General features: G+C 55.6%; 24 protein-coding genes and 1 pseudogene. 14 read left to right on the forward strand and 11 right to left on the reverse strand.

Annotation, left to right across the window (positions count from 1 at the left end; all coding sequences use genetic code 11):
* The 3 genes from PFH44_RS13230 to PFH44_RS13240 form a co-directional block, all read right to left on the reverse strand.
* A partial coding sequence (locus PFH44_RS13230; protein WP_283825226.1) for an amidohydrolase family protein occupies positions 1-512 on the reverse strand: 512 nt, incomplete at its 3' end.
* An 11-nt stretch (positions 513-523) separates the two neighbouring features.
* Positions 524-1,513 carry an ABC transporter substrate-binding protein gene (locus PFH44_RS13235; protein WP_045859438.1) on the reverse strand — a complete coding sequence of 330 codons (990 nt, stop codon included), beginning with the start codon at positions 1,511-1,513 and terminating at the stop codon, positions 524-526.
* A gap of 261 nt (positions 1,514-1,774) precedes the next feature.
* Entirely contained in the window at positions 1,775-2,698 is a 924-nt protein-coding gene (locus tag PFH44_RS13240) for a LysR family transcriptional regulator (protein ID WP_045859439.1), read from the reverse strand.
* Positions 2,699-2,912: 214 nt separating this feature from the next.
* Between PFH44_RS13240 and PFH44_RS13245 the strand changes: the two genes are divergently transcribed.
* The 9 genes from PFH44_RS13245 to PFH44_RS13285 all read left to right on the forward strand — a co-directional run bounded on the left by PFH44_RS13245 (position 2,913) and on the right by PFH44_RS13285 (position 12,031).
* Positions 2,913-3,887 (forward strand): PDR/VanB family oxidoreductase, encoded by a 975-nt coding sequence (locus PFH44_RS13245; RefSeq protein ID WP_283825227.1) that lies wholly within the window; start codon positions 2,913-2,915, stop codon positions 3,885-3,887.
* 20 nt (positions 3,888-3,907) lie between these two features.
* A complete protein-coding gene (locus PFH44_RS13250; protein WP_283825228.1) occupies positions 3,908-5,188 on the forward strand; it encodes an amidohydrolase family protein in 1,281 nt (426 codons plus the stop codon).
* The gene (locus PFH44_RS13255) at positions 5,178-5,672 is read left to right on the forward strand and encodes a RidA family protein (RefSeq protein ID WP_045859445.1); all 495 of its coding nucleotides are present in this window, start codon (positions 5,178-5,180) and stop codon (positions 5,670-5,672) included. Before PFH44_RS13250 ends, PFH44_RS13255 begins: the two co-directional genes overlap by 11 nt.
* Positions 5,669-6,550 (forward strand): creatininase family protein, encoded by an 882-nt coding sequence (locus PFH44_RS13260; RefSeq protein ID WP_283825229.1) that lies wholly within the window; start codon positions 5,669-5,671, stop codon positions 6,548-6,550. The genes PFH44_RS13255 and PFH44_RS13260 overlap by 4 nt, the downstream gene beginning before the upstream one ends.
* 13 nt (positions 6,551-6,563) lie before the next feature.
* A complete protein-coding gene (locus PFH44_RS13265) occupies positions 6,564-7,547 on the forward strand; it encodes an ABC transporter substrate-binding protein (RefSeq protein ID WP_045859448.1) in 984 nt (327 codons plus the stop codon).
* Entirely contained in the window at positions 7,544-8,371 is an 828-nt protein-coding gene (locus PFH44_RS13270) for an ABC transporter ATP-binding protein (protein WP_283825230.1), read from the forward strand. Before PFH44_RS13265 ends, PFH44_RS13270 begins: the two co-directional genes overlap by 4 nt.
* 4 nt (positions 8,372-8,375) lie before the next feature.
* On the forward strand, positions 8,376-9,191 hold the full coding sequence (locus PFH44_RS13275) for an ABC transporter permease (RefSeq protein ID WP_045859451.1): 816 nt from the start codon (positions 8,376-8,378) through the stop codon (positions 9,189-9,191).
* 27 nt (positions 9,192-9,218) lie between these two features.
* Positions 9,219-10,622, forward strand: a complete 1,404-nt coding sequence (locus tag PFH44_RS13280) for an FAD-binding oxidoreductase (RefSeq protein WP_283825231.1) — start codon at positions 9,219-9,221, stop codon at positions 10,620-10,622.
* A 131-nt stretch (positions 10,623-10,753) separates the two neighbouring features.
* Positions 10,754-12,031, forward strand: a complete 1,278-nt coding sequence (locus tag PFH44_RS13285) for an OprD family outer membrane porin (RefSeq protein ID WP_283825232.1) — start codon at positions 10,754-10,756, stop codon at positions 12,029-12,031.
* A 92-nt stretch (positions 12,032-12,123) separates the two neighbouring features.
* Here PFH44_RS13285 and PFH44_RS13290 read toward each other — a convergent pair.
* Positions 12,124-12,312, reverse strand: a pseudogene (locus tag PFH44_RS13290) (carboxymuconolactone decarboxylase family protein); the annotation flags it as partial.
* 935 nt (positions 12,313-13,247) lie between these two features.
* Here PFH44_RS13290 and PFH44_RS13295 point away from each other — a divergent pair.
* Positions 13,248-13,862 carry a hypothetical protein gene (locus PFH44_RS13295; protein WP_283825233.1) on the forward strand — a complete coding sequence of 205 codons (615 nt, stop codon included), beginning with the start codon at positions 13,248-13,250 and terminating at the stop codon, positions 13,860-13,862.
* A gap of 58 nt (positions 13,863-13,920) precedes the next feature.
* Here PFH44_RS13295 and PFH44_RS13300 read toward each other — a convergent pair whose 3' ends face one another.
* The 4 genes from PFH44_RS13300 to PFH44_RS13315 all read right to left on the reverse strand — a co-directional run bounded on the left by PFH44_RS13300 (position 13,921) and on the right by PFH44_RS13315 (position 17,380).
* On the reverse strand, positions 13,921-14,259 hold the full coding sequence (locus tag PFH44_RS13300; RefSeq protein WP_045859459.1) for a DUF1869 domain-containing protein: 339 nt from the start codon (positions 14,257-14,259) through the stop codon (positions 13,921-13,923).
* Between the two features lie 10 nt (positions 14,260-14,269).
* Positions 14,270-14,602: a TehB family protein gene (locus PFH44_RS13305; RefSeq protein ID WP_041146340.1), complete on the reverse strand. Its 333-nt coding sequence runs from the start codon at positions 14,600-14,602 to the stop codon at positions 14,270-14,272.
* A 206-nt stretch (positions 14,603-14,808) separates the two neighbouring features.
* Complete coding sequence (locus PFH44_RS13310) at positions 14,809-16,734, reverse strand: putative bifunctional diguanylate cyclase/phosphodiesterase (RefSeq protein WP_283825234.1); 1,926 nt, start codon at positions 16,732-16,734, stop codon at positions 14,809-14,811.
* Between the two features lie 148 nt (positions 16,735-16,882).
* Entirely contained in the window at positions 16,883-17,380 is a 498-nt protein-coding gene (locus PFH44_RS13315; RefSeq protein ID WP_045859463.1) for a putative pterin-binding protein, read from the reverse strand.
* A 301-nt stretch (positions 17,381-17,681) separates the two neighbouring features.
* Between PFH44_RS13315 and shiA the strand changes: the two genes are divergently transcribed.
* The gene (gene shiA / locus PFH44_RS13320) at positions 17,682-19,004 is read left to right on the forward strand and encodes a shikimate transporter (RefSeq protein ID WP_283825235.1); all 1,323 of its coding nucleotides are present in this window, start codon (positions 17,682-17,684) and stop codon (positions 19,002-19,004) included.
* A 44-nt stretch (positions 19,005-19,048) separates the two neighbouring features.
* Positions 19,049-19,789 (forward strand): lipoyl protein ligase domain-containing protein, encoded by a 741-nt coding sequence (locus PFH44_RS13325; protein WP_045859467.1) that lies wholly within the window; start codon positions 19,049-19,051, stop codon positions 19,787-19,789.
* On the opposite strand, the gene PFH44_RS13330 is transcribed toward PFH44_RS13325, so the two are convergent.
* Positions 19,782-20,705 carry a LysR family transcriptional regulator gene (locus tag PFH44_RS13330; protein WP_283825236.1) on the reverse strand — a complete coding sequence of 308 codons (924 nt, stop codon included), beginning with the start codon at positions 20,703-20,705 and terminating at the stop codon, positions 19,782-19,784. The two genes, PFH44_RS13325 and PFH44_RS13330, sit on opposite strands and share 8 nt — an antisense overlap.
* 118 nt (positions 20,706-20,823) lie before the next feature.
* Between PFH44_RS13330 and PFH44_RS13335 the strand changes: the two genes are divergently transcribed.
* Positions 20,824-21,213, forward strand: coding sequence for a tautomerase family protein (locus tag PFH44_RS13335; RefSeq protein WP_045859471.1), 390 nt, complete (start codon positions 20,824-20,826; stop codon positions 21,211-21,213).
* A 32-nt stretch (positions 21,214-21,245) separates the two neighbouring features.
* Here the strand turns inward: PFH44_RS13335 and PFH44_RS13340 are convergent, their stop codons facing one another.
* On the reverse strand, positions 21,246-21,977 hold the full coding sequence (locus PFH44_RS13340; protein ID WP_045859473.1) for an HPP family protein: 732 nt from the start codon (positions 21,975-21,977) through the stop codon (positions 21,246-21,248).
* A 203-nt stretch (positions 21,978-22,180) separates the two neighbouring features.
* Here PFH44_RS13340 and PFH44_RS13345 point away from each other — a divergent pair, with 203 nt between their 5' ends.
* Positions 22,181-23,290, forward strand: a complete 1,110-nt coding sequence (locus PFH44_RS13345) for an adenosylhomocysteinase (protein WP_283825237.1) — start codon at positions 22,181-22,183, stop codon at positions 23,288-23,290.
* Positions 23,291-23,333: 43 nt separating this feature from the next.
* Here PFH44_RS13345 and PFH44_RS13350 read toward each other — a convergent pair.
* A partial coding sequence (locus PFH44_RS13350; RefSeq protein WP_283825238.1) for a nicotinate-nucleotide--dimethylbenzimidazole phosphoribosyltransferase occupies positions 23,334-23,847 on the reverse strand: 514 nt, incomplete at its 5' end.

A 23,847-nucleotide genomic window follows, 5' to 3' on the forward strand; every position in this document is an offset into this window, starting at 1 on the left:
TCCTGTTCGAGCGCCCGCCCCTGCGTAGCGCCCCCCCGGCACAGCACAATGCGCATCCCCAGCGCCTCTCCCTCATCGAACAGGATCTCCGAGGTGTCAAACGGCATATCCGGCCAGTAGAGATAGTTGTGATCGGCCACCGTGGCGCAGCCCGAACGCAGCAACTCAGTTAACCCGATTCGCACCGCCAGACGAAAAGTCGGCTCGTCGAATGTGGCACGAAAACGATAAGGCGTGGCACTTAACCACGCAGTCAGGCTTTTATTCAGCCCCTGAGGTTCTCCTTTAAGCAATGACTGAAACAGGTGATGGTGGGTATTGACCCAGGCCGGATAGACCACGCAGTCACGTGCGTCGAACAACCGCTCATCCGGCAATGCCATCAGGGTGCCAATGGCCTCGATCGCGCCATCGCGGACGCGAATATCTGTCCCGGCGTGGCGCGCCGCATCCCCCGGCAGCCCGGTCAGGATCGCGTGCGCGTTTTTAATCAGCAATGAGTGAGATGACATTGCAACGCTCCTCAAGGTTTAACCTGCATGTGCTCAACAAATTCAGTGGTATAAGCCTGTTTCCAGTCGGTATCTGCCTTTAACAGTTTGGCGTTGACCATGAAATCACGGGTTTTCTGCCAGCGGGCTTGCGTCATGGTGCCCCAGCCCTGCGTTGCCGCATCGCCACCGTCAATCAGGTGATGCTCTTTGATTTGCTGAACGCCCCAGGCCAGCAGATCATCGGTCATTTTCGGGTTATCCTTTTTAATTAGCGCGTTACCTGACGACGGATCCTGCAGATAGCTGACCCAACCTTCCATTGACGCACGTACGAATTTCGCCATCGTTTCTTTACGGCTGCTGATAAGATCCGGACGGGTGATCAAAATCCCGCCATAAGGGGGATATCCGTGTTCCGAGAAGAGGAAGAAATTAGATTTCACCCCGGCCTTCTGCGCCTGAAAAACCTCTGAGCTGACATAGGCTTGCTGCGCAACATTATCGTCAGCAACAAAGGGCTGGATGTTAAAGGTATAGGGACGAACCTGGGAGTCGCTGAGCTGGTAGCGCGCTTTAAGCCACGGCCACCAGGTCGATTGCCCTGAGCTGGAGACCAGAATGGTTTTGTCCTTCAAACCGTCGAGGGAAGTGACGGAAGCGTGCGTCAGCAGACCCTGCGGGTCGAACTGGAACGGAGCCGCGATGGCTTTGGCCTGAAAACCCCGCTGTACTGACTCGAGCAGTTGGAGGTCGTAGCCGATGATCGCATCGGCGCGTTTTGACAACAGCAGCTGCATGCCATTGATCTGAGGGCCGCCGGACTGAATGCTGACATCCAGCCCGTAGCGTTTGTAAATGCCTGTCGCCAGCGCCTGATAATACCCGCCCTGCTCCGCCTGAGCATACCAGGACGTCAGCAATACGAGTTTCTCATCAGCGTGAGCCGGCAGTGCAAACAGGCCAGGAACCAGCGCGCTCAGCACGCAGCAAGACAGGGGAATGCGGGATATTAACTTCATTACTCCTCTCCTAATCATCGCCGGAGGGAGGGCGAGCAGACGCAGCTCAGCCCCCTAACCGGCTCAAAGTGAACCGCGAAATAGTTGCTGAGCAATGTCCCGCGCAGTTATCTGCACTGACCGCTTCTACTCATTTTTAGCTATACAAAAAAGATGCCAACTCCGCCGGTGCACTGTCTGTGCGCCTTGTCAGGGGATCTGGTTTCTTCACCCTGCAACTTTTGATTCATCGCGGAGCGTATAGCACCAAATTAGTGCACATTAATGTTGGCCCTGGCCGGGCGTTTGAATCTGGCTAAAGAGCATCTCCAGCTGTTTAAGCATCATCGACGCCGCCAGGGAAAGCTGTCTTGCCGGAGCCACGCACAGCGACAGCGTGAAGGTTTTTAATTGCGGATCGGTCAGCGGAATAAACTGCAGTTCGTCGTTTTGTACCTCATCCATGATATCGAGCCAGCACAGAATACCGATGCCAATTTTCTCTTTAATCAGGGAGCGGATCATATGAATGTTATTTGAAACTGCGACCTCATTAATCATGCCTCCGTTGATATTCATCAGCGCCTGAACTGGCTCGGCAAGCATCAGCGGCGCAGAAGGCAGGATGAACGGATATTCCATGCACTGATTAAAACGGACACCGCTTTTGCCCCCAAGCGGATGCCCTTTCGGCACCACGACGCCGAGATCGATTTCGGCAAAGGCCCGCACCTGCAGCTCTTTGGAGCTTTGCGGGTTCAGCATAAGCCCGAAGTCCGCATCGCCCGACATCAGCGCCTGCTGAATATCAACGTTGTTCATCGTTGTCAGGGTGAATGAAATGTTCGGGTAGTCGAGATGTACCTTTCTGAGCATCGCCGAGAAAAAATGCCGGTTGATAGCGTCGATGGTGGCGATCCTCACATGCCCTCTGCGCAGCCCCCGCAGGTCGTCAAGCTGTTCGCAAACGCGGAAAAAATCTTTTTTCCAGTTGTTGGCGGCATGTAACAAAAGCTCACCAGCAGCCGTCAGCCTCAGCCCGGTGGGATGTCGTTCAAACAGGGGCATCGCCAGCTCGTTTTCAACCCGCAGTATCTGCCGGTCAATTGACGAAGCGGCGACATGCAGGGTTTCGGAGGCCTTGCGAAACGAGCCCTGGCGGGCAACCTCAGTGAAGTACAGCAAAAACCGGGAGAATGCGAACATTGTGTAGTGCTCTCTTTTATGCAACGGGACGTGCGAATCAAAGCGCTGGACGCAACAGTTTTATAACAATAACGTAGCTTTCATTGCAACGGGAACAATCGTTTCATCGCTTTAAAAGCAAAATTTTCGCCCCTTATTACTATGGCGGCGGATTGCGCGGCGAACGGGTTGAACTTTCCCTTTAATGAATGGCTTATCAAAGTAAATACGGTAAATGACAATGAAAGACGCCGGAGTAATTCCTGTCACAATAAAAACGGTCGATATAAATGGTGAAGGGAATATTTCATTGCAGCTTGTTGCGCAGCAGGCGGGATTATTGCCGGCTTACTCCCCTGGCGCGCACATTGATGTTTTTATTCCTGAAATCGGAGCCCGGCAATATTCTATTTGTACCGAAAAAAGCAGCCGGGAATATTATGAAATTTGCGTAAAACTGGCGGAAAACTCCGCCGGCGGTTCGCACTTTATTCACCATAATTTCCGCCCTGGCGATAACCTGACCATCTCGGCACCGCGTAACCATTTCCCGTTGCCCGGTGCGGGACGATATTTGCTGTTTGCCGGGGGTATCGGCATCACCCCGTTGCTGACCATGGCGGAACATATAGCTGAACAACAGATTGAATTTGAACTGCATTACTACATTTCTGACGCGACACAAACGGCGTTTACATCACGCCTGAATACGCCCGCGCTGGCCGGTCATGTTTTTTTGCATTGCAGCGCCGCAAATGATTCCCTGCGCGACAAAACGCCCCCAAGCCTGCGTCAGGCCGATCGGAATACCCGTGTGATGGCCTGCGGCCCGGACGGATTTATTCAGCGCTTGCAGGACATTATGCAGGAACACCGCTGGCCAGCCGGAAATTTATCGTTCGAGCGTTTTAGCAACGCGAATATGAATAATGACACCGCCGGGCAGGAATTCCATATTCAGCTTAATTCTACCGGAAAACGTTATTTAGTCAGCCCGAACCAAACCATCGCCGAAGTTTTATTAAGCGCCAGGGTCGATATTATGCTGTCGTGCGAACAGGGTATTTGCGGCTCCTGCATCACCGACGTGATCGACGGGATCCCTGACCACCGGGACTGCGTGCTGACTGACGAAGAGAAAGCCACGAACACACAAATGACCTTGTGTTGTTCGCGATCCAAAAGCCCCGTACTGGTCCTTGACCTGTAATGCCAACGCGGAGTCTCAAGATGAGTATCTCAATCCCCACATCACCGCTTAATGGCATTGCTAACGTGCGCCTCCCCGCGTGGCTACTTCCCGGCGACTGGCCCGAGCAGGCGGGGGAACCGATGACGGCCGATTTGCGCTTTGACGCAGGGAAAATTACGTCACTGATGCCCAGCCAGCCGCAACAGGATAACCTGTGGGACGTTCACGGCGCACTGGCGCTTCCGGGGCTGATTGAACCTCACGCACATCTCGATAAAACCTTCACCATTGGCCGCAGCCGCCCGCCCAAACCGGGTCTGCTGGCCGCCATTGAAACAATGCATCAGGACCGCCAGCACTGGACGGCGGCAGACCTTCATCGGCGCGCAAAACAAGGGCTCACGTGGGCTGCCGCCAACGGCGTAACGCATTTGCGCACCCACATTGACTGGTTCAACATCATCCCCCCCGTGGCCTGGTTCGAGCTGGCTAATATCAGGCAGCCGGGCGTGACCCTGGAACGCGTCGCTCTGGCCCCGCTGAGTTTTTTTGCCGACGCAGAGGCCGCTGACCGCATCGCGCGCGCGGTGGCGCAAAGCGGCAAAGACTGCCTGCTGGGGGGCTTTATCCACTCCTCAAATTGGAATCCGGCGGCGATGACCCATCTGCTGCGCAGCGCCTCCCGCTGGCAACTGAATCTGGACCTGCACATTGACGAAGAGCTTTCTGACGTGGCGCACGGCCTGACCTGGCTGGCGCGTTATTTGTCGGAGAATGAATTTAGCGGCCACATCAGCTGCAGCCACGGCTGCGCGCTAGCCTCCGGCAGTGGGCAACAGGCGCAGGAGGTGCTGAGTTTACTGGCGGCACAGCGCGTCACGCTGATTGCGATGCCGATGACCAACCTGCTGTTGCAGGATGCCGTGACAAACCGTACGCCGCGCCAGCGTGGCATCACGCTGTTGAAAGAAGCGCAGACGGCGGGCATTCCGGTGCTGCTGGGCTGCGACAACGTGCAGGATGCTTTTTGCCCGGCAGGCAGCTACGACCCTCTGGATACGCTGAGCTGCGCCCTGTTCGCTCTTCAGTTGGAAAACGTCTTTGACCAGCAATCGCGTCTTATCTGTGATGTGGCGGCACTGACCGGAGACGTCGCCGCAAATCGTCCGCTGGCTGTTGGCACCGAGGCCAGTTTGATCCTCTTTCCAGGCAGCGACAGTCTGACCTGGCCTTTAAACAGCGCGGCCCGCCTGGTTATCCACCACGGCAGGTTGACCCACCAGCGCATGTGGAATCAGGAGTTACCCCATGAGTCTTGAAGCCGGAGCGGGCAAACCGCTCGCCAACTATGCCGCCTGGCGTCGTGCCGGTGATTTTGTCTTTCTCTCCGGCATAATTCCCGTCAATCCTCAGAGCGCGACGATCGTGCGGGGTTTTCAGGATATCCCCACCCAGGCCCGTCTGTTGCTGGGCGAAACCGGCGAATTCTCAACCGATGCCAAACAGGGGCCGGTTCTGGCACAAAGCTGGTACGTGCTCGAAAGTATCCGCCACACGATTGAAGAAGCCGGAGGGCAAATGAGTGATGTGATCAAGCTAGTGCAGTACTTCCGCAATCTCGATCACTTTCCTTACTACAGCCGGGTCAGAAAACTTTTTTACCCCGATCTGCCACCGGTTTCTACCGTTGTGCAGGTCAGTGAAATGCTGCCCAGCGCCGAGGTGCTGATTGAAGTTGAAGCTACGGCCTGGTTACCGCAATCCCGCCTAACCAATAATGTCCGACCGCGAGGCACAGCATGATTAACGGTTACATTCCCGCAGAGCGTTTTCTCCCCTTCCTGAGCTGGACGGCGATTGCAGCCCTGCCAGACAAAGCCAATACCGTGATCGTATTGCCAACCGGCGCAATCGAACAGCACGGCCCGCATCTGCCGTGTTCGGTTGATAGCGTGATTTCCTCGGGGGTAGCGGGTTATGCGCTGACACGGCTGCCGAAGGCGATCCCGGCCTACGCCATTCCGCCGGTAACCTACGGCAAATCGGATGAGCATCTGAATTTCCCCGGCACGCTGACCTTAACCGGCGAAACGCTGCTGCAAACGATTTTAGAAATTGCCGAATCTCTGTACCGCGCCGGATTCCGTAAATTGCTGATGATCAACGGTCATGGCGGGCAACCGCAGGTGCTGCAAATGGCATCACGGGAAATGCGCCTGCGCCACGGCGACATGATTATGATCCCTCACGACGTGTTCCGCGTGCCCAACGTTGAAAACGAGTTTCTGAGCGCGCAGGAGCAGAAGATGGCGATGCACGCAGGTCACAGCGAAACGGCGGTGATGCTGGCGCTGGCCCCTGAATGCGTCCACATCGAACACGCGGTCGCCAACTATCCTCCTGAATTCCCTTGCCCGACGCTGTCGTCAGGTCGCCCGGCTGCGGCGTGGGCTTCTTATGATTTTGGCCCGAGTGGCGTCATTGGCGACCCGACCGGCGCCACCGCCGAACAGGGGCACGCGATCCTCGATTCGCTGGCGGCAAGCTGGGCACAGGCGATTACCGAAATCCATCACATGGAATGGAAAGTACGCAGCGAGCCTACCTGGGGGAAACACCACTGGAACGGTTTTGTGCAAACCACTTTGACTCCTCCTCCGTCTTCTTTTGTCTCTAAATAAAGGAACTCTTGCGATGAAAATATGGCGTACACCTTCTTATACCCTACTTGCCCTGCTGCTGGCCGGGGTTTCCACCTCCAGCATGGCGGAAGAGAAATTCACATTCATCACTAACTGGTACGCTCAGGCGGAGCACGGGGGTTTTTACGACGCGCAGGCCAAAGGTTTGTATAAAGCGGCGGGGCTGGATGTCAGCATCAAGATGGGTGGCCCGCAGGTGAACGTCATGCAGCTGATGGCCGCCGGGCAGGCTGACTGTACGCTTGGCGACAACGGCCAGGCGCTGGAAACCTGGCAGGCAGGCGTTCATGCGGTCACGGTGGCGACCGTGTTCCAGCATTCACCTACCGTCTTCATCAGCCATGACAAGGTGGATAAAGCGCAGGAGCTGAAAGATAAAACTTTCCTGCTGGCCACGGAGGCTTACACCTCCTTCTGGCCGTGGGCGAAGAGCGAGCTGGGGCTGTCCGCCGCGAAGATTCGCCCTTACACCTTCAGCGTACAGCCTTTCCTGGCAGACAATAATCTGGTGCAGCAGGGTTATGTCACGTCCGAACCGTTCTCGGTCGAAAAAGGTGGCAAGCCTTTCTACGTCTACATGCTCAGCGACTGGGGTTATCCGCCTTACGGCAACTCAATTATCTGTATGGCCGATACGGTTAAAAAACGCCCGGCAGCAGTCGCCGCCTTCGTAAAAGCCTCTATGCAGGGCTGGAAAGAATATTTGCAGGATCCGACCGCAGGCAACGCGCTGATCGCCAGGGATAACCCGCGCATGGGCGCCGACCAGATTGCCTTTGGTATCGCGCAGATGAAGAAGTATGAGCTTGTCACCGGCGGCGATGCGCAAACCGGCGGTATCGGCATCATCACGGAACCCCGGCTGAAAAAGACCTGGGACATGTTGGTGAAAAACAAGCTGATTGACGCGGATAAAGTGCCGTTTGAGCAGACCTATACCCTCGATATGATCAAAAACGCGAAGGTCATGCCATGAATTCAGCTCCTAAACTGACCATGATGAGCGAAGTTCGCTCAGCCATCCCCTCGCCGGTACCGGCTATTGAGGTGCTGTCGGCGGAGAAAATTTACAGCAACGGCACGCGCGCGCTTTTGCCAGTCAATCTCACGATTAATCAGGGAGAATTCGTGACGTTGCTCGGCCCGTCGGGCTGTGGCAAAAGCACGCTATTAAAGATGGTCGCCGGCCTGGTTGAACCCAGTGACGGCAAGCTGGTGCTGTGGCGGCGCGATAGCCGTGAAAAAGTGCAGGTGCCGCTCTCTTTTGTATTTCAGGAGGCCACGCTGATGCCGTGGAGCAACGTGCAGAACAACGTACGTTTACCGCTGGATCTGGCGGGCGTGCCTCGTGCCGAAGCCAACACCCGCGTCAGTGAAGCACTGGAGCTGGTGGGCCTGGGGAAATTTGCCAACGTATTGCCGCGCGAACTCTCGGGCGGCATGCAGATGCGCGTATCGATTGCCCGCGGGCTGGTGACGCGCCCGAAACTGCTGCTGATGGATGAACCCTTTGGCGCACTCGATGAAATAACCCGTAATAAGCTCGACAGCGACCTGCTGCGCCTGTGGCGTGAACAGGGGCTGACGGTGGTATTCGTCACCCACTCGATCCTCGAGGCCGTGTTTTTGTCGCAACGGGTGATAATGATGGCCGCGCGGCCAGGCCGGGTGGTGGAAGATATCGCCATCTCCGAACCGTTCCCGCGCAGCGAAGATTTCCGCGTCAGTCCGGCTTTTTCACGTTATGCGAAGCAATTGCAGGACAGCCTGCTGCAAGCCAGCCAATCGGGTATGGAGTAAAGGTATGCACACTCAAAAATCCTCTCCGTGGATCAACAACCCCACGTTTCGCAAAGTGCTTTACCCGACTGTCGTAGCGGTCATCGTGATTTTGCTGTGGCAGGGCTGGGTGAGCTATTTCAAAATTCCTCAGTTTCTGGTGCCCTCGCCGATGGTGATGCTGCAAAGCCTGTGGACCAATCTGGGTTCGCTAACGATGTCGCTGCTGTTTACGCTGAAAATCACCCTGATCTCGTTTTTACTCTCGATCATCATCGGCGCAGCGGTGGCATTTGTGCTGGTGCAAAACCGGTTTGTTGAAACCGCACTGTTTCCCTACATCGTGTTCCTGCAGGTGACACCGATTGTGGCCATCGCACCGCTGATTATTATTTGGGTCAAAGACACCACGTTGTCGCTGGTGGTGTGTTCGACGCTGATGGCGGTATTTCCGATTATTTCCAATACCACGCAGGGGCTGCGCAGCGTATCGCCGGGCCTGCTGAGCTATTTCCGGCTCAACCACGCCAGCCGTTTGCAGATACTGATCCGTTTACGCATTCCTTCCGCCCTGCCTTATTTTTTTGGTGCGCTGCGGATTTCCAGCGGCCTGTCGCTGATCGGTGCCGTCGTTGCCGAATTTGTTGCAGGCGCTGGCGGCAATAACACCGGTCTGGCCTACCAGATTTTGCAGGCAGGATACCAGCTGGACATCCCGCTGATGTTTGCAGCCCTGCTGTTAATTTCACTCACCGGCATCGCGCTGTTTGGCGTGATGTCATGGATTTCGAGGCGCGTTCTGAGCGCCTGGCATGAAAGCGAAGCCGTGCAATCTCATTAACCTCACTCACTATTAGGCGGGAAGAAGATGGACAGTGAACAACGTAAACATGCGCTTGCCCTGATACAGCAGGCGCTGCCCGATCTAGACTGGACTTTGCAGGCGACAAAGGTCAAACGCCTTTCACGCGATTTTCACTGGTTCAGTCCGGTGCTGAAACAACAGCTCGAAGACAAACAGGCCGATGCCGTGGTCAGGCCACGTAACGAAGAAGAGCTGATTTTACTGGTTAAAGCCTGCGTTCAACACCAGCTGCCGCTGATTTTGCGGGGCGGCGCGACCGGTAACTATGGTCAGCTGGTGCCTCTGGAGGGCGGGATGTTGGTCGATATGACCGGACTCAATCAGATATGCGAACTGGGTGACGGCGTGGTTCGTGCTCAGGCGGGTATTCGGCTGGCCGAGATCGAGGCATTCACGCGTCCTGCGGGCTGGGAGCTACGCTGCATGCCGTCAACTTATCGGCTTGCCAGCCTGGGTGGCCTTTACGGCGGCGGCTTTGGCGGCATTGGCTCAATCAACTACGGACCGCTAGGCGCGCCAGGTAATGTGCTTAGCGTAAAAGTGATGACGATGGAGGCTGAGCCGCGCATTCTGCAGATTCCTGCCCCGCAGGCGCTACTGTTGCATCATGCCTACGGCAGCAATGGAATCATTCTTGAGGTTGAGCTGGCACTGGCGCCGCTTCACCGGTGGATAGAACGGCTGGACGTGTTTGATGATTTCACCGACGCGCTGGATTATGCCAACGCCTTTGCCCGTTCTCCGGGGCTGGTAAAACGCCAGTTGGCACTGCTCGCCGCGCCGATCCCGAGTTATTTCAGCCACCTGAACGGGCGCTATCAGGCAAATCAGCATGCCGTCATCAGCGTTATTGCGCAGGAAAGTGAGGGATTCTGTGCCGGCCTGTTGGAAAAATACCGCGGGTACAGCGCCGTGCGTCAGACCGCCGATGAGGCGCGCGAAGCCAATGCATCACTGATGGAATATTGCTGGAACCACACGACGCTGCACGCCCTTAAAATTGACAGCTCTCTCACTTATGTGCAGACGGCGTTTAATTATACGAATTATCACCAGCAGATTATCGATATGGCGGCTTTATTCGGCGACGAGGTTATTTCGCATATCGAATTTCTGCGTGACAGCGATGGAAATATAACCGCCAGCGGATTGCAATTAGTACGTTATTCTACTGAAGAACGGCTGAACGAAATAATGGTTACTTTCCGTGATAATGATGTAAAAATAAACAACCCCCATGTTTATCAAATTGAAGATGGTAAACAAGGAGAAATTAAACCCGAGGTTGTTTCTGTTAAAAAACACCTTGATCCCAATGGGTTACTTAACCCTGGTAAGCTCAGAGGCTGGGAAGTCCGCAACACATTGATTTTAGATAATGATCCTCTTTTATTGCCTGACAGATAAAAATAACTATTACCCTCCCCATTTATAAAAAACCGGGATAATAACCGTTTGCATATGACCCGATAAAAAAAATTATTGGCCGTCCTCTCTGCCGGCTGAAGACATTATATGTTTTTGACAGGAAGATATTAATGAAAAGTAATAAATTCAACTTTACGCTAAAGTTGGGCGCAATCGTCGTTTCTCAGGCGTTGTTCATGGGCCATACGCTGGCGGCCACGCCTGCCGCATCCGGCTGCGCGGCAGGCATGGCTGATTCCCTGAGCGAAATGTTCACCTGCGGCTCGGTCACCGGCAGCCTGCGCACCCTGTATTACTCCACCCACAATGCGTATTTTTCACCAGGCTACTCTCAGGACACCGTCAGTTACGGCGGCAGCGTAAAGTATGCGACAGCGGAATACTACGGCCTTAGCCTTGGCGTCAGCGGTATTCTCCAGCGCGGTATTTCGCATAACGACGACCATCTGATCGCCGAACTCGGCCCTAACGAGACCGGCGTGGGCGAAGCTTATCTGAGCTACCGCTATCAGGACTTCCGCATTACAGCCGGTGACCAGCGCATCAATATTCCGTTTATCGGCGACTATGACTGGCGTATCACACCGATTCTATTCCGCGGTGTTGACACTCATTACGGCGACAGCGACAACTTCCTGCACGCCACCAAAATCACCCGATACAAACCGTGGGGCGACGATCGGTTCCTCAACACCACCGCTTATACTGATGCCGAGGGCACCACCAACGGCATGTGGGGCGTTGGCGGCGGGCGTGCCGTTAAGCTGGATAATAAAAAGCTTAACGCTCAGCTTTGGTACGAGAATTACAACAACTACACCAAAATAGTGTACGCCGACAGCTTCCTGTCCTGGTCTGATACACCGTCTCAGCCAAAAATCGGTGTTCAGTTTATTCGTGGCCTGAGCGAAGGCAAAGCGCTGGCTGGCGAAGTTAACAGCACCAGCTACGGCGCACAGTTCGTTATGAATTTCACCCCTGCAGTGAAATGGTCCCTGAACTACGACCACATCGCCGCCAACGGTAATGCCTACGGTAACGGCGCGCTGGTGACGCCCTACGCACACAATACCTCCTCCGGCCCATATTTTGCGCAACCGTTCTTCACCAGCACTCAGGATCTCGGCAGCGGCAATGCTTACTCAACCGATCTGAACTGGACCGCTACCGACAATATCTCTTTGGGCAGCCGCTATTCCTTTATGGATTTGACCGCCAGCGCCGGCGCATCCAGCAGCAATCAGTCTGAATATCTGGTGTACGGTACCTACAGTTTCGATGGCGTACTCAAAGGGTTGAGCATCACGGATTTTGCAGGTGTGCAAACCACCTCAACGTCGGACAAAAATTTCTGGCAGAACCGTCTTGCCCTGGAATATGATTTTTAAATATTCATTAGTTCGGCGGTAATGTAACAGCGGTTTTCTTCTGAAAGCCGCAGTCAGCGTGAACAGGCACTCATTACGCAGCCCGGCACGGTTTACCTGGCATGTGGCTGCACCTTCTGCAATGCATTTTCAGCCCGCGCTGCGGCCGCACTTTTCCCCCAGTCCCGCAATACATGCACAAGCTGGCGCAGTTGCCCGCAGCTCAGGCCAACCCGCAAACTGACACGCGTATGTGGCAGTCGCTGTGCTTCCATTTCCGGCGTAGCGGATAAAGCTCGAACCAGGAAATACCCTAGCGTCATTTTCATCTGACCAAATATAAGAGGCTTTTCAGACACAACCTGGACACCTGTTTCTATATTCGCTGTAAATAAAAGCATGTCTTTAAAAACAGTATTGACACTACTTTCAAAATGGGTAAATTAGGATTTAACAGCGGTGAAGTGGTAGTTCGCTGTTATAAGTTGAAAGTGTTAGTAAGGTCACAAAAGTAATTTGCGATAAAGGCCACGTATTTTGTTGTATGGGATTACGGATGTTAAAAAGCGTTTTTTTACATCGGTAATGTTTTAAGGCCACGTAGTTAGGGTAGTTAATCGCAAATCTGGGGAAGTAGCGCGACGATGTAAGGCCATGTTTTTAAAGTTATTTCTTGCGATAGAGTTAGATACGTTAGTTAAGTTAAGCGATCGCAACGGAAGTCAGGCCACGCATCAAAGAGTATATGTCGCGAGGGGATGTACTTGTTTAAAGTGCCATTTTTGAAGGTAATAAAAATGGTGGGGTAAAGTAACGAGAAAATAGAGGGAGGTTTAGTTAGTACCAGCACCCAATATTATCTGTGATAAACGTGTACATTTAAAGCAGTATCATAAGTAGTACCCATATTAAGTCCATGAATGTTAAATCTTAAATCAGTAGTTCCTTAAAAGCCCTGGCTGCAACGGTCAGGGCTTTTTTGTATCTGCTTTTTGTATCTACTGCGTTGATCTCCTCCATTAATCAACTCCTGAGTGACGACCTCATCCCCATTTCCTGGGATAATTCAGCCCCGTACGGGCATGACCGGAGCTAATTCCATCCCGTCATAACGCCTGTCTTTAAGCTCCTCCTCATTGCTGGCAGTCGCACGCGCCGGCGTATTATGCTAAACCATGTCGCTGACGATGTGGTCTGCTGGCTGTCGTTGCCGCTCATGCACTAAATGGAGGTTATCATGATTTTTTTGGGCTACGTCACTTCGCGGACATACCTGCACTGGCCCGATCCTCCGCGCTGGTTAGCCAACTTTAGCTTTTATGAGCATCATCAATCCGCGCCTATTGCGGCTGAGCCCGATACGATAATTCAGGCGGTACAGAACCTGGACATGACGGCGGACCCGATTATTAACGCGCTGCTAAAACTGCGTAAATTACCCGGCAGATGCTATCAACGCTTTACGCAGCATCCCTCCCCCCACACCGTTGACGTCAATGATTTTGGCTTTGCCACATTCACCCCGCGGCATCAAACCAGCCGGGAGCTGGTTCTCGGACTTACCGGCCAGTTCTGGCGGCCCACGATGGCGGTTCATCGCCTCGCCGACGCCGAAGCGTTCGCCCGCTTTAACGAGGCTGATGCCGCGAAGCTCATCCTGTGCTTTCGGGTCGTCACGGCCGACGGCGAGCATCGGCTGGTCACCGAGACCTTCGTGCACTGCCCTACCCCGCAGGTAAAACGACGCTTCGCCTGCTACTGGGGAGTTATCCGCCCGGCAAGCGGCTGGATCCGTCGGCGAACTCTGCTTGCGGTGCAGCGTCAGCTGGCGCTGGAAAACAGCGAGGGCTAGAGGCGGCATGGGGAATGGCAGATGCCGGGGAGGTCTGCCTGATTTATCGGGGCCGAGGCTACCAGCCGCAGACGTTGGTCTCTTCGTCCGATTCATAGCCGCGGACGATATTAACCAGGTCCTTCACCGCATCGGCGGCAATGAGCGGATCCTGTAATTCGACGAGGGTAGCAAATTCTTTATCTACCGATATGCCGTTATTATTATTGGTCACCGACAGAACAAAGCCTTTGCCCTGTTCATTATCCACCGACAGTGAACCAATAAGTTCTGCTACCGCCTGCACCGCAATATCGGGAACATAAAGCGCCATCGGTTTCAGATAGACTTTTGCTTGTTTTTCATCATTGTTGCCGTTAGCAACCGCTAATGAATAGCCTTTATTTTCACTGTTCATACGTTCAGCTTTATCCCTCTATCAGAATTTTAGGGTCGACATAGAAATCCACGTTAAAAACGGTATCTTCCGTCAACGCTTCAATACGGTGCCATTTTTCCGCCGGAAAGACGCCGAACTGGCCGGCCTCTATCGTCATCGTTTCGACAGGCTCAGGAGCGGTTTCATCCGTATAACCATAATAGCGTATAGCACCCTGCATGACCGCCAGACGAGGGTAAACGCCCTGCCGCGTGCCGGCATCAAGATGTCGCTGCCAGATTGATGCCGGTGCCGTTTCTTTGGTCCATAGCGGGGTTGTGCGGGTATGCACGTAATGGGTAGGAATAACGATACGCTGCATGATTCGGCCTCTCTTTCCGCACCATTGAGCACGGTCGGGAACGGGGAAATATATTGCATATGATATACCCCTTTTAATCACTGAGGGTATTATTTTTTAAGAAATTTCACCCTACCCCTATTTATACCCAACAAGGATTATCTTTATTGAATATAAGGTAAGACGGTTCGGCATTAACCGACCCGCAGTAAAGAAAGCATCCTGAGCTATTTATTACTGGCGGTATTCAGCGGCCCCGGTTTACCAATCAGGTAGCCCTGCACCAGGTCGCAGCCTAATTGCTGGAGAGATTTTAACTGCTCATCCGTTTCGACGCCTTCCGCTACGATGCGCATATGCAAGCTTTTACCCATGCTGATAATCAGTCGGACAATATCCAGGTCATCTTTCTGCGCGGGAATATTAATAACAAATGAGCGATCGATTTTAATCTTATCAAACGGGAAATAACTGAGTCGTGATAATGAGGAATATCCGGTACCGAAATCATCAATAGAAATCTGGATCCCCAGCTCGCGCAGCTGGCTGAGGATTTCTAAAGATCGCGTGTTTTCATTAAACACATCTGATTCCGTAATTTCCAGGTCAAGGCGGTGCGGATCCAGCCCCGTGTGCTTCAGCACCGAGATAACGGTATCGGTCAACGAGCTGTTGATCAGCTGAACGGGGGATACGTTAACCGACACTTTCAGCGGCGATGACCAGCTCGCCGCTTCCTCACAGGCAGTTTTGAGCACCCACTCCCCGAGCGGGTTAATCATGCCAATCTTTTCGGCGACGGGAATAAATATTGTCGGCGGCACCATGCCGCGCACCGGATGGAACCAGCGCACCAGCGCCTCATAGCCATAAATCTCGCCGCTCATCGTATCGGCAATCGGCTGGTAGTAAACGCGGAATTCACCGTTATCGAGCGCCTGCAGCAGGTCGTCCTCAAAGGACTTATTCTCCTGCAGGCGCTGGAGCATCCCCGGGCGGAAGATCTGGACGGTGCCTGAACCCTCTTTTTTCGCCTCATAAAGCGCCAGATCGGCGCATTTATATAAATAATCGGTGCGGGTTTCCCGGTCAGAGATAACAATCCCGATGCAGGCATCAATATTGATCAGCGAATCGTAAACCTGATACGGCTGGCTAATCTTTTCGCGGATCACCGTCGCCCGCGCCAGGGCCTGCTCTTCGCTTAAATCGCAGGAGACCAGCGCAAACTCATCTCCCCCGAGGCGGTACAGGGTTTCGGAGGTTCTGCGGAAAAAGGAGAGCCGGCTGGCAAGATCCTGCAGCAGCTTGTCCCCGGAATCGTGGCCCAGGGTATCGTTAACATCCTTAAAATTATCCAGATCGAACAGCATCACCACCGCCGAGCCGTTGTAGGGCCTAACCTGATTGACGATCTCCTGTAGCTTTTGCCAGAAGGAGAGGCGGTTCGGCATCCCGGTCAAGGAGTCATGATACGCGTCGTATTGCAAACGCCGGTTTTGCACCTGGAGCTTCTCTTTTGACGCCTGCAGATCGTTCGCCAGCAGCTTCATGCGGACGTGAGCGCGGCGCAGGTTGTTATTTTGCCGCAGCATTAACAGCCCTAAAGAAATACACATGGTGATCAGCAGAATGGAAATGATCGAATAGATAAAATAGAGGTTCTGTATTTTATCGTGGGTCAGGTTAACGATATTAATATCCTGCGCCAGCGACATTGACGCCAGCCCGGTCATCGGGCCATCGAGCTCGCCCATGCGCTGCAAAATCGGCTTTGTCTGCTGCGGGGTGATGGTATCCAGCTGCTTATCAAGCTGATACAGAATCGCGATCAGGCTCTCAATCGTCGCCCGGCGCCCCGCATCCTTCCGAATAAACTCGCTCGGCTCCCCCTGCTCTAGCGGTTTGATCTGACCCATCATGATCTCCAGACGCAGCCGGACATCATCCCGATCGACCCCTTCAACGCCCAGGGCATAGGAGCCCAGATGCGCTTCCAGCCGCATATACTCAGAGACTATCTGCGCGATTGACCACGAATCGGTGTAGCGGGTCAACTTTTGCAGCTCGCTCTGTCGCTCATGCACCAGATAGGTAATGTACCCGGTGATAACGAAAAGCGACAAAATAATGGCAGTGAGTATTCGATTCAAGATCAAACCCTTAGAGCCTATCCCATTAGGCCGTTTTATTTATCAGTTTGCTCCTGGGCCGAGCCCTAAACCCCGGCGTACGCCTTGGTTCCTGAGCCCTGCCGGTGTCCAAACCCTTTGCAATAATTACGCCTGGCGGGACAGGCTATTACTCGATAATAATTTTCGAAACCTGCCACGCCGAGCGGGAATAATAGATTTGATTTTGTAAATCAGGACTGCTGTCGTAAGGATAAACAATAAACAGCGGGCCCTTGTCGCGGACGCGCATATATTCACCGTTCATTTTTAAAGCCAAAATAACGGGGAATTTATGGAAATCATCAATCGGCACGACCGTCGTATAGTCATTGAGGGCGATAACCCGCGCCGACTTACCCTTTGCCGCGACTAAGTCCATGAGCTTGCTAAGGGAAACGCCGTCGAAACGGATTTTCCCGGAGTACCACGGGGTGGTGGTTTCGACGGTCTGCATGCCCAGCTTCTCTAATGCCGCGCGGTCAAACACCGCGGTATCGCCTTCATTTGTATTTCCAATAAGGCCGGAAATGGTTAAAACGGGCTTGCCCTCAGGCGCGGGCAGTTTTTCTGCAAATGCATTTGGTAAAACTATGAAACAAAATAAAACTGCGAAAAATAAACGCATTTAACTCACCATTTCCAGGATTGGAGATTTGTTAATTGTAAACCATTTACAGCAATTCTTAAAAGATGTCATCGGAAGGTTGTGAGCTGTTCAATTAAAAAAGAATCCATAATTTCAGAACCTTCCGATCGCCCGCTGACGGCAGGCCGTAGAATGCACATTTTTTGCCGTTAATGCATGACGATGGGTAAAAATCTTTTCTCTCGCCCGGCGGCGCGGTAGTCTCTTTGATGACGCCGTTAAGAGTGCGTCTCATTCCAATAACGATAACGTAGCAACAGCACAGATTGACAGGACAGGTATGGACTCAACGCTTACATCCCCCCGCTCCGCCGGAGAAACCCACTCACTTCATCGCGCGCGAAGAGCGGCGTGGGGCAGCTTCGCCGGTGCCGTAGTCGACTGGTACGACTTTTTACTTTACGGCATCACCGCCGCCCTGGTGTTTAACAAGGAGTTTTTCCCGCAGATAGGCCCGGCAATGGGCACCCTGGCGGCCTTTGCCACTTTTGGCGTCGGCTTTCTTTTTCGTCCCCTGGGCGGCATTATCTTCGGCCATTTTGGCGACCGCCTCGGGCGCAAGCGGATGCTGATGATGACCGTCTGGATGATGGGGATCGCCACCGCCTGCATTGGCCTGCTGCCCTCGTTCAATCAAATCGGCTGGTGGGCGCCGGTGCTGCTGGTGCTTCTGCGCGCGATCCAGGGCTTTGCCGTGGGCGGCGAATGGGGCGGCGCGGCGCTGCTCGCCGTAGAAAGCGCGCCAAAGCATAAAAAAGCCTTCTACAGCAGCGGCGTCCAGATTGGCTATGGCGTCGGCCTGCTGCTCGCAACCGGCCTGGTGTCGCTCATCAGCGCCAATACCAGCGACGAACAGTTTTTGAGCTGGGGCTGGCGTCTCCCCTTCCTCTTCAGCGTGGTGCTGGTGCTGGCGGCGCTGTGGATCCGCAACGGCATGAGCGAATCGGCTGAGTTTGAGCATCAGCAGCAGAAAAATATGCCCACCGCGGCGAAAAAGCGCCTGCCGGTCGTCGAAGCATTATTCCGCCATCCCGGCGCCTTTTTGCTGATCATCGCGCTACGCCTGTGCGAACTGCTGACGATGTATATCGTTACCGCCTTCGCTCTCAACTACTCCACGCAAAACCTCGGCCTGCCGCGGGAGCTGTTCCTCAACATCGGCCTGCTCGTCGGCGGGATCAGCTGCCTGACCATTCCGTGCTTCGCCTGGCTGGCGGATCGCTTTGGCCGTCGGCGCATCTATATTACCGGCGCGCTGATCGGCACCCTGAGCGGCTTCCCGTTCTTTATGGCCCTCGAAAGCCAGTCCTATTTTTGGATCCTGTTCTTCGCACTGATGCTGGCCAATATCGCCCATGATATGGTGGTTTGCGTGCAGCAGCCGATGTTCACCGAAATGTTCGGCGCCGGCTACCGCTACAGCGGCGCCGGCGTGGGTTACCAGGTCGCCAGCGTCGTCGGAGGCGGCTTTACCCCCTTCATCGCCGCCGCGCTGGTCACCTTCTCCGCAGGCTCCTGGCACAGCGTCGCCATCTATCTGACCGCCGGCTGCCTGCTCTCGGCCATCACGGCCATGTTGATGAAAAAGCCTCAGCACGCCTGACAGCGCCAGGGACGGCGGGAGCCCGTCGTCCCTAAGGAGACCCCATGAACCAGCACAACAGAGCGGCCTGCTGGCCGCAGCGCTTCATTCATCAACGGCTGCCGCTGCAGTACCACGCTGACCCGACGCTTGCCGAGCTGCCGCTGTTCGAGCGGGCCCGCGGCGGCGAAGCGCTGGCCCAGCTGTGGCAGGCTCCGCAAGGATTCGTCGTTCCCGGCAGCTACCGAAAATTTAGCCAGCTCACCGCCGTTAGCGAACGTTTTGCCGCGCGCGGCTGGCCGGTGTGGCTGCGCCGCTCCGGCGGCGGCCTCGTGCCGCAGGGGCCGGGGATTGTCAATCTCAGCCTTGCCTGGCCGGTCTATCAGCCGCTGGGCGAGGCCGCTGAACCTATCTATCTGATGCTCTGCGGTCTGCTGCAGCGCGCGCTGGCGACCTTTGGCGTCGATGCCCACTTCCAGGCGGTAAGCGGCTCGTTTTGCGACGGACGCTATAACCTCGCCTGCGGTCAGGGGGAGCAGGCGCGTAAAATTGCCGGGACCGCGCAGTACTGGCGGCCGATGGCGGAGGGCCGCGGTCATGTGGTGCTCGCGCATGCGGTGATCCTGATCGATGCCGATCCGATCGCCGCGCATCAGGCGGCCAATGATTTTGAATCCCAGCTGGGCAGCGGGCGGATTTACCACGCGGATAAAACCATCACCCTCGCCCAGCACCTGGCCGGTGAAAAAGATCTGCTTTCCCGCTTCCGCCAGGCGCTGGCGACCGAGCTGCAAAATCTTAGCTGAAGGTACTTTTCAGATAGCGGCTGAAGGTCTCTACCGCCCGCGATACGCGCGGCGCGTAGGGGCGGATGACGTACAGACTCCCGGCAAACACGTCCACCGGCCGCCAGCCGGGCAGCAGCGCCTGCACCTCTGCGCGCGCTATCGCCTCCCGGGCGCTAAAATCGGGCAATAGCGCAATTCCAAGCCCCGACAGCACCGCATCGCGAAGCGATTCGCTGTTATTAGTGGCAAAGGGGCCGCGCACCGGGACGCTCACGCGCCCGGCGCGATCGTCGTCAGATTCAAACGTCCACTGCGGGCTTTGCGAACCGCGCGGGTAGGTCAGACACTGGTGATGGCGAAGCGCATCGGGAGATTCCGGGGCACCAAAGCGGCGGATATACGCCGGGGAGGCAACAATCAGCGTGCTGGTTTGGCACAGCGTCCACGCGACGTGGGTATCCGGCAACGCCTCGCGTCGGCAGTGACGGATCGCGAGGTCAAATCCTTCGCTGGCAAGGGATACCAGCCGGTCGGTAACCTCCAGCTGCAGCTCAAGCTGCGGATGCTGATGCAGAAACGGCGTCATCGCCGGGACCAGCTGCTGGCGCGAAAAGGCAACCGGGGCCGTCACCCGCAGCGTACCGCGCAGCGGCCCCGCCTCATCACGAGTGCCGTTAAAGATATCGCGCAGCTGGCCGAAGGGGGCGTTCAGCTCAGCCACCAGCCTGAGCCCGTCTTCGCTGAGCGTCACGCAGCGGGTGGTCCGGTGGACCAGCGTCTTGCCGGTGACCCTTTCCAGCTCGCTGATTTTCTGGCTGACTGCCGATTTACTGACCGCCAGCCTTTCCGCCGCGCGGGTATAGCTCTTCTGCTCTTCCAGCACCGTAAGCCAGTACAAATGGGTCCAGAAAACGTCGGGGCGCGGATCGCTCATCTCGATTGTTCACCTGTAAAAACAATGAATTCAAATATAGCGGTTTTTGCCCGTCGTCACATTGGATAGCATCGGTTTTGCCCACTCATCGTACATAAGACAATAAGGATGACCTGCTATGCCGCTCCTGACATTTGACCTGATCGAAGGTCGCAGTGAAGATGAAATAAAAACGCTGCTCGATGCCGCCCACCGCGCCGTACTGCATGCCTTCAAGGTACCGGAACGCGATCGCTACCAGATTGTTCATGAAAACAAGCCTCACCATATGGTGATTGAGGATACCGGTTTAGGCCTGTCGCGAAGCCACCGGCTGGTGGTAGTGAGGGTGTTCACCAGCCCGCGCAGCGAAGAGCAAAAACAGCTGTTCTACGCGACGCTGCTCGCCGAACTGCAGGAACACTGCGGGCTGAGCCCCGACGATCTCATGGTTTCGGTGGTGAGCAACCAAAAAGGCGACTGGAGTTTTGGCCGCGGCGTGGCGCAGTATCTGACCGGCGAGCTTTAGCCGCTCACCGCCGGCCCTCGCCGACGGCGGCGTTACGCCCTCGGCGCAGCGGCCATGCGCCTGCGCGCCTTTTGTTCAATATTTTCCAGCAGCTCCTGGACGTCATCTTCATCAATATCGAGGAACTGGCCATCGAGCAGCGCGGCGTGGATGTCCTCGCGGGTCACCGACAGCCCCAGCGGAACGACCTTGCTTTTCACCTCTTCCGCCGCCAGCGGGTGCGGATAGCGGCGCCCAACGAGGTTATTAAATACGATCGCCAGCAGGGCCAGCATGGCGGAGTTCAGCAGTACCGGCGTCAGTACGAAGTGATAGCCTTCGCTGTGTACGCCGGCGCCGCCGAGGATGGCCGTCAGGGCCACGGCGCCGCCCGGCGGATGCAGGCAGCGCAGGAAATACATGCCCGCAATCGCCAGCCCGGCCGCCAGCCCGCAGGCCAGCGCAAGGTTGGGCACCAGCGCGCCCACGGTCACGCCAATCAGCGCCGACAGCACGTTACCGCCGACAATCGACCACGGCTGCGCCAGCGGACTGCTGGGCACGCCAAACAGCAGCACCGCCGAAGCGCCCATCGGGGCGATAAACCACAGGTTGACTTCGCCCAGCAGCCAGTGGCTGAACATACTGGTGACCGCCAGTCCCGTGCCTGCGCCGATGGAGCCGAGGAGAATATGCTTTCTGGCAACCGGCAGCGCGTGCGGCTTCAGGCGACCGATAAAAATGCGGATCCGCGAAAACAGCGCGGAAGGTAAAACGCTTAACATTTCACTGCTCGCTCACGTCATATAAATTACTTATATTTTATTTTTTTTAACCATATTTTAACAACCACGCATTTATCATGCCTATTCGCCCTCGCCCTGTCCGGCGGCCAGCCATTGACCCTGGCTATGTGATTTCAGCGTACTGCGCTAGAATCATCCCCGTTCGGAATTTCCCCCACTCTACGGATTGAAGGCATAATACGTTGAATAATAATATTAATTTAGAGAAAGAAGTGGCATGGGCCAGCCAGAACATGCCGCGCACCCTGCGCCAGGTGGCCGCGCTTCCCGACCTGAGCCAGGTACGACTGGCCTGCTGTATGCATCTGGATATGAAAATGATCCCGCTGGTGCAGGGCATCCTGGAAAAGGGCGCGCAGGTCTTTTTAACAACCTGCAACCCAACCACCGTGCAGGACGACGTCGTCAGCTGGCTTGTAGCGCGCGGCGCAGAAGCCAGCGCCTGGCGCGATATGAGCGATGCCGACTGGCAGCAGTCGTGGGAAAAGGCCATCGCCTGGGGGCCGACGCATCTGTGTGAAATGGGGGCCGATATTACCACCCTGCTCCACCAGCGCGGCGAATTTGGCAACATCGTGGCCGGGCTGGAAGCGACCGGTTCAGGCGTCAGCCGGCTGGGCGATATTCGCCCGGGCTATCCGATTTTTAACTGGGACGATCTGCCGGTTAAAGAGGGCCTGCATAACCGCCACATGGTCGGCCTGACCGCATGGCACACCTTCTTCCAGACCACCCACCTCACGCTGCATGAGAAAAAAGTGCTGGTGATCGGCTATGGCCTGGTGGGCCAGGGCGTTGCCGCCGCCGCGAAGGCCTTCGGAGGCCAGGTGATGGTCGCCGAAATCGACCCCGCCCGTCGCCTGCAGGCGGCTTACGACGGCTGGCATATCGTCGAACTGCAGGACGCCATAGCTTCAGCTGACGTTGTGGCTACGGCAACCGGCGCTAAAAAAGTGGTTAACAGCAGCGCGCTGGATAAAGCGAAAGACGGCGTATTTATCCTTAACGTTGGCCACGTTGCGGAAGAGATTGACTGCGGCTACCTGCGCCAGTTCAGCCATGAAGAGGTGATGCCGTATATCAACGCCTATCAAATGGGCGCTAAAACCCTTTACCTGATGGCCAACGGTTCGATGCTCAACCTCACCGCCGGTTTTGGCGATAGCCTGAACGCCTTCGACGTGACCCTGGCGGTGATGACCAGCGGTATCCACCATATCGTGACCGACGGCATGCAGGCCGAGGCCGAGGTCTATCTGCTGCCGCAGAGCGTGTGGCAAAAAGCGCTCTAGCCCGGATGACAGCAGGGCGCGTGACGGCGCCCTGCTTTGCGGTTTAGCGACTCTCCGGCAGGACGATATTGCTCTCCGCCAGGGTTCCCATCTCGTTAAACACCGTACAGGCGGCCTCCACCAGGTGCATCGCCAGCGCCGCGCCGCTCCCCTCGCCCAGACGCATCCCCATATCCAGATACGGCTCAAGCTGCAGATGCTCAAGCGCAATGCGCGCCCCCTTTTCCGCCGACAGATGGGAGGGGATCAGATAGGGATGAACGGCTGGCGCAATGCGGCAGGCCGCCAGCGCCGATGCGTAGGAGAGGAATCCGTCCAGCACCACCGGCAGCCCGCAGGAGGCGGCCCCCAGCATCACGCCGGTCATGCCAACCAGATCGAAACCGCCAACCTTTGCCAGCACCTCGAGGCCATCCTCAGCCCGCGGCTGATTGACGGCAATGGCCCGACGCACCACCTCCGCCTTATGCGCCAGCTGCGACACCGGCAGGTTGGCCCCGATGCCGACGGTATCCTGCGCATCGCGCCCGGTCAGCACGCTCAGCACCGCCGCCGCC

Source organism: Klebsiella sp. Ech2A (assembly GCF_030078455.1).
In the GTDB taxonomy this organism is placed as follows: domain Bacteria; phylum Pseudomonadota; class Gammaproteobacteria; order Enterobacterales; family Enterobacteriaceae; genus Klebsiella; species Klebsiella terrigena.

Coding starts and splice junctions, on each gene's coding strand:
- PFH44_RS13240 (WP_045859439.1), bottom strand. CDS start 2,698: ATGTTCGCATTCTCCCGGTTTTTGCTGTACTTCACTGAGGTTGCCCGC.
- PFH44_RS13245 (WP_283825227.1), top strand. CDS start 2,913: ATGACAATGAAAGACGCCGGAGTAATTCCTGTCACAATAAAAACGGTC.
- PFH44_RS13295 (WP_283825233.1), top strand. CDS start 13,248: ATGATTTTTTTGGGCTACGTCACTTCGCGGACATACCTGCACTGGCCC.
- PFH44_RS13280 (WP_283825231.1), top strand. CDS start 9,219: ATGGACAGTGAACAACGTAAACATGCGCTTGCCCTGATACAGCAGGCG.
- PFH44_RS13330 (WP_283825236.1), bottom strand. CDS start 20,705: ATGAGCGATCCGCGCCCCGACGTTTTCTGGACCCATTTGTACTGGCTT.
- PFH44_RS13265 (WP_045859448.1), top strand. CDS start 6,564: ATGAAAATATGGCGTACACCTTCTTATACCCTACTTGCCCTGCTGCTG.
- PFH44_RS13250 (WP_283825228.1), top strand. CDS start 3,908: ATGAGTATCTCAATCCCCACATCACCGCTTAATGGCATTGCTAACGTG.
- PFH44_RS13285 (WP_283825232.1), top strand. CDS start 10,754: ATGAAAAGTAATAAATTCAACTTTACGCTAAAGTTGGGCGCAATCGTC.
- PFH44_RS13270 (WP_283825230.1), top strand. CDS start 7,544: ATGAATTCAGCTCCTAAACTGACCATGATGAGCGAAGTTCGCTCAGCC.
- PFH44_RS13340 (WP_045859473.1), bottom strand. CDS start 21,977: ATGTTAAGCGTTTTACCTTCCGCGCTGTTTTCGCGGATCCGCATTTTT.
- PFH44_RS13235 (WP_045859438.1), bottom strand. CDS start 1,513: ATGAAGTTAATATCCCGCATTCCCCTGTCTTGCTGCGTGCTGAGCGCG.
- PFH44_RS13260 (WP_283825229.1), top strand. CDS start 5,669: ATGATTAACGGTTACATTCCCGCAGAGCGTTTTCTCCCCTTCCTGAGC.
- PFH44_RS13325 (WP_045859467.1), top strand. CDS start 19,049: ATGAACCAGCACAACAGAGCGGCCTGCTGGCCGCAGCGCTTCATTCAT.
- shiA (WP_283825235.1), top strand. CDS start 17,682: ATGGACTCAACGCTTACATCCCCCCGCTCCGCCGGAGAAACCCACTCA.
- PFH44_RS13300 (WP_045859459.1), bottom strand. CDS start 14,259: ATGAACAGTGAAAATAAAGGCTATTCATTAGCGGTTGCTAACGGCAAC.
- PFH44_RS13275 (WP_045859451.1), top strand. CDS start 8,376: ATGCACACTCAAAAATCCTCTCCGTGGATCAACAACCCCACGTTTCGC.
- PFH44_RS13305 (WP_041146340.1), bottom strand. CDS start 14,602: ATGCAGCGTATCGTTATTCCTACCCATTACGTGCATACCCGCACAACC.
- PFH44_RS13255 (WP_045859445.1), top strand. CDS start 5,178: ATGAGTCTTGAAGCCGGAGCGGGCAAACCGCTCGCCAACTATGCCGCC.
- PFH44_RS13315 (WP_045859463.1), bottom strand. CDS start 17,380: ATGCGTTTATTTTTCGCAGTTTTATTTTGTTTCATAGTTTTACCAAAT.
- PFH44_RS13335 (WP_045859471.1), top strand. CDS start 20,824: ATGCCGCTCCTGACATTTGACCTGATCGAAGGTCGCAGTGAAGATGAA.